Raw genomic sequence first — 4,178 nt, forward strand, 5'->3', positions numbered from 1 at the left:
GGCGTCTGGGCCGGCGCCGGGGCGGGCGTCGGGGCCTGAGCCTGGGTCCGGGCGGCGCGCGGCGCGGGCTGCGGAGCCGGAGCGGTCTGGGCGGCCGCGGCGCCGACGGGCAGCGTCAGGGCGACGCTGGTGAGCAGGATGAGCTTAAGGTTCGACATGGACCCCAGCCATAGAGATGCGAAGGCCGGGACCGCCTTCGCGCAGCCTGCTGACTAACAGCGATTTGCGGATCACCCGAGTTACATCTTTTTCATTTCATTACGGTTTTTACACAACACGTCACTTTTCCGCCCTTTCGTCTGCACATCTCGAACAGCATGACCGGGTGGACGGCTCCGCCGCTTCCCGCTTGGCGACGGACGGGTGGGCGGGCTAGCGTCCCGGCGCAATTTGTCGGGAGCGTCTCCATGTCCATCCGTCTCACGCGCCGCGCGGCGCTGATCTCGTCCGCCGGCGCCGCCGCCCTGCCCGCGACCGGATGGACCCAGACGGCGGACCAGACGGCGCTGGCGGATCAGGTCGACGCCTTCGTGAAGCGGGCCATGGCCGCCTTCCCCGATCAGCCGGCGGTGTCGGTCGCCGTGGTCAAGGACGGCCGGCCGGTGCTGACCCGCGGCTACGGCGTGCGCGCCATCGGCGGGGCGGCGGTGGACGAGCACACCCTGTTCGCCATCGCGTCCAACACCAAGGCGGTGACGTGCGCCGCCCTGTCGATCCTGATCGACGAGGGCAAGGTGAAATGGGACGAACCCGTGCGGACCTATCTGCCCGGGTTCAGCCTGTCCAAGCCCGAGTTGAACGACATGGTCACGGTGCGCGACCTGGTCAGCCACCGCATCGGCTTCGGCCTGGGCGCCGGCGACCTGCTGTTCTGGCCGAACGGAAACCGCAGCCGGGCCGAGATCATGGCGGCCATCCCGCACGTGCCGATCGAGGACCGCTTCCGGACCTCCTACCACTACTGCAACCTGATGTTCGTGGCGGCGGGCGAGGTCGTCGCGGCGGCCAGCGGCATGCCGTGGGAGCAGTTCATCCAGACGCGCATCCTGACGCCGCTGGGCATGACCGAGACCCTGCCGCTGATGACCCACGCCGACCCCGCCAAGTCGGCGCTGCCGCACGGCCGGATCGGACCGCCGCTGCGCTACCAGGGGCAGATGCAGACCATCGGCCAGTCGATCAAGGAGGTCTGGGACTGGTCGGCGGCGGGCGCCGCCGGCGGCTTCGTCACCAATCCGGTCGACTGGGCCAAGTGGATCGCCGTGCAGCTGAACAGGGGCGCCCTGCCCGACGGGACGCGCCTGTGGTCCGAGGCGCGGTCGAACGAGATGTGGCGGCCGAACATCATCATCTCCAGTTCGGGCGGACCGACGGCGGAGCTGCCGGGCCGGGCCATCGCCTCGACGTACGCCACCGGCTGGCAGGTGCAGGACTATCGCGGCGAGCGGTTCATCACCCACGGCGGCGGCGCCCCCGGCTATCTGTCGGGCACGGTGCTGCTGCCGGGCCGCAACGCCGGCTTCAGCTATTTCACCAACGCGGAAGAAAGCCAGCTGACGCGCACCCTGCGCAGCGGCATCGCCGACATCATCATGGGCAAGACCGGCTTCGACTGGATCGCCGACGGGGTGCGGCTGACGCAGGAAGGCAATGCGAAATCCATCGCCGCCGCCGCCGAGATCGACGCCAAGCAGGCGGCGGGCGCGGCCCCGTCCCTGCCCATCGCGGCCTATGCCGGAGCGTGGCGCGATCCCTGGTACGGCGAGATCCGGATCGAGGAGCGCACCACCGGGCGCGGCCGCAACCGCCGCACGGGCCTGCACCTGGACTTCACCCGCACCAACGCCCTGAAGGGGCCGCTGGAGCCCTATGACGGCGACACTTTCCGCACCCGCTTCCCCGACAAGCGCGAGGAGGACGTGTTCGTGACCTTCAAGGTCGAGAACGGCGTGGCGGTTGCGGCGACGCTGAAGGCGGTCAGTCCGGACGCGGACTTCAGCTACGACTATCAAGACCTGCGGCTGGCGAAGGGCTGACCTGATGATCTCGTTGCTTCTCACCCTCCTGACCGCCGCGCCACAGGTGCAGGAGGGGCCCATGCCGCCCGCTTGCGTCGGCCCCACCTTCGCCGGCTGGCAGGCCTGCGCGGACGCGGCGCGGGAAGGCACGCCCGCCTATAGCCTGGCCATGATCAACCTGGGGACCGAGGCCTACATGCGGGGCGACCTGACCGAGGCGCTGCGATTCTATGACAAGGCCGAAATCCCCGGTCACGCCATGACCTCGGATATCGTGTTCCACACCTTCAGAGCCGACGCCCGCCGCTATGGCGGTCGCGTGGAAGACGCCCGCGCCGACGCCGCCATCGCCTGGGGCTTCCTGGACGGTCGTCCGCCGGCGGACACGCCCGCCTACGCCCTGATGCCGGTCAACGACGAGCTGCGCGCCCTGATCCTCAGCATCCTTCTGCCGATCCTGAAGGACAGCGATCCCACGGCCTTCCAGAAGGCGCGGGTGATGTATCTGGCGGTTCCGGCCATCGGCTGGGAGGCCCTGAGCCGCCGCGCCGGGACACTGACGGAACTGGGCGACTACGAGGCCGCCGTGGCCGCCAGCAAGGGCGCCCTGGATCTGCAGCCCGCGGACCCGCTGACCCAGAACAACCACTGCTACACCCTGGTCGAGGCCGGCCGGGCCGCCGAGGGCGTGACCTATTGCGAGCGTGCCGTCGCGGGCCGGCCGGAACTGGCGCCGGTGCGCCATTCCTATGCGGCGGCGCTGGCGGCGTTGGGCCGATGCGAGGACGCCGAGGCCCAGCTGGCCGAAGCGCGCCGCCTCGACCCCGGCAGAGCCCTGTACCGCGAACCGCTGGCCTGCACGCCGAAGGGCTGAGCCCCCCGTCAGCGCGCCAGTTCGAGGATCTCGAGCTTGGATTCCACGCGCGGCCACGGCACGACCATGCGCCAGCGCTCGGGGCCGATGCGTTCGAACACGCCGACCTGGTCGCGTTCGGACTGGGCGCCGTAGGCCGGGAAGCCGGTTTCGTCCGCGCCCCAGGCCTGGGCGCCAATGAAGACGAGACGACGGTCCGTGTCCGGATAAAGCAGGCCGCGCGTGCGCTGCGAGCCCGTTGTCTTGGTCAGGATCAGGTCGCCGCCGGGCGTCAGCTCGACCGTGCAGCGGAAGAAGGGATAGGCGACATAGGCCAGCCCGCCCTCGGCCTTGGCCCCCAGCTTGACCGTGCGGCAGCGATAGGTCCCCGGCGAGGGCTGGAGCCGCCCGGCCTGGCCGGCGTTCGGATCGACCAGCGGCCCCAGAGCCTCGACCTGCGAGGCGAAGCCCTTGTCCTCCGCCTCGGCGCGCGCCAGGCGCCAGGCCTCGTCCAGGCGGCCCAGATTGGCGGCGTCGGCGGCGGACGCGATCCCGCGCCAGCCGGAAGCCTCGGCCTGTTCGGCCTTCTCAGGGATTGGAGCCGGAGCGGCGGCCGGATTTTCCGCGGGCGCGGGCGCGGCGGGACTGTCGCCGGTCGAGGGGGGCGGATTGTCGCCGCACGCCGCAAGCAGGGCGGCGACGGAAGCGACGGCGATCAGGGTCCGCATCGGGCAGGCTCCGTATGGCTGAGCTTGCACAACGGGCGACGAACGATCGGGTTTCCGATCAGGCGGGAACGAGCTCGATCAGGTCGAGGTTGGACTCGTTCTGCGGCCAGGGGATCACCAGCCGCCACCGCCGCTCGCCGATACGCTCCAGCGTCGCGATCAGGTCCCGGTCGGGACGCTGGCCGTAGGAGTTGGGCGGGGGCTCGGAGGCCAGGGCCATGGAGCCGAGCAGGACCATGTGGCGGTCGTCCTCGGGGAACAGCAGGCCCGCGGGCCGCTGCGAACCGGTCAGCTTGACGAATTTCAATCCGCTGCGGGTCTGTTCGATGCTGCAGGCGAACCAGCCGTAGACGACGTATCCCAGACCGTCCTCGCCCCCCTGGGACCCCAGCTTGACCGTGCGGCAGCGATAGGCGCCGGCGGGGGGAATGACGGACGGACGGCGCGCATCCGGATCGATCAGGTCGCCCAGGCTGTTGAGGTCGCCCGAGCCGCGCTGGCGGCGCGCCTGCTGCAGGGCCAGCGACCAGGCCGCGTCGCGGCGCGCGTAGCGGTCGCGGTCGGCGGCGGTCACGATGC

4 protein-coding genes are annotated in these 4,178 nt (G+C 70.7%); 2 read left to right on the forward strand and 2 right to left on the reverse strand.

Going from position 1 to position 4,178, the window contains the following annotated elements; translation table 11 throughout:
* The first annotated feature begins 407 nt into the window (after positions 1 to 407).
* A complete protein-coding gene (locus tag Q0C81_RS16870; RefSeq protein WP_291840700.1) occupies positions 408 to 2,036 on the forward strand; it encodes a serine hydrolase in 1,629 nt (542 codons plus the stop codon).
* Positions 2,037 to 2,097: 61 nt separating this feature from the next.
* On the forward strand, positions 2,098 to 2,892 hold the full coding sequence (locus Q0C81_RS16875) for a tetratricopeptide repeat protein (RefSeq protein ID WP_291840702.1): 795 nt from the start codon (positions 2,098 to 2,100) through the stop codon (positions 2,890 to 2,892).
* An 8-nt stretch (positions 2,893 to 2,900) separates the two neighbouring features.
* Here Q0C81_RS16875 and Q0C81_RS16880 read toward each other — a convergent pair whose 3' ends face one another.
* Both Q0C81_RS16880 and Q0C81_RS16885 read right to left on the reverse strand, forming a co-directional pair.
* A complete protein-coding gene (locus Q0C81_RS16880) occupies positions 2,901 to 3,599 on the reverse strand; it encodes a DUF4893 domain-containing protein (RefSeq protein ID WP_291840704.1) in 699 nt (232 codons plus the stop codon).
* A gap of 58 nt (positions 3,600 to 3,657) precedes the next feature.
* A partial coding sequence (locus Q0C81_RS16885; RefSeq protein ID WP_291840707.1) for a DUF4893 domain-containing protein occupies positions 3,658 to 4,178 on the reverse strand: 521 nt, incomplete at its 5' end.

Source organism: Brevundimonas sp. (genome assembly GCF_023259385.1).
In the GTDB taxonomy this organism is placed as follows: Bacteria; Pseudomonadota; Alphaproteobacteria; order Caulobacterales; family Caulobacteraceae; genus Brevundimonas.

What these genes read in the sequence shown, in the direction of transcription:
- Q0C81_RS16870 (WP_291840700.1), top strand. Translation starts at nt 408, where the DNA reads ATGTCCATCCGTCTCACGCGCCGCGCGGCGCTGATCTCGTCCGCCGGC.
- Q0C81_RS16875 (WP_291840702.1), top strand. Translation starts at nt 2,098, where the DNA reads ATGCCGCCCGCTTGCGTCGGCCCCACCTTCGCCGGCTGGCAGGCCTGC.
- Q0C81_RS16880 (WP_291840704.1), bottom strand. Translation starts at nt 3,599, where the DNA reads ATGCGGACCCTGATCGCCGTCGCTTCCGTCGCCGCCCTGCTTGCGGCG.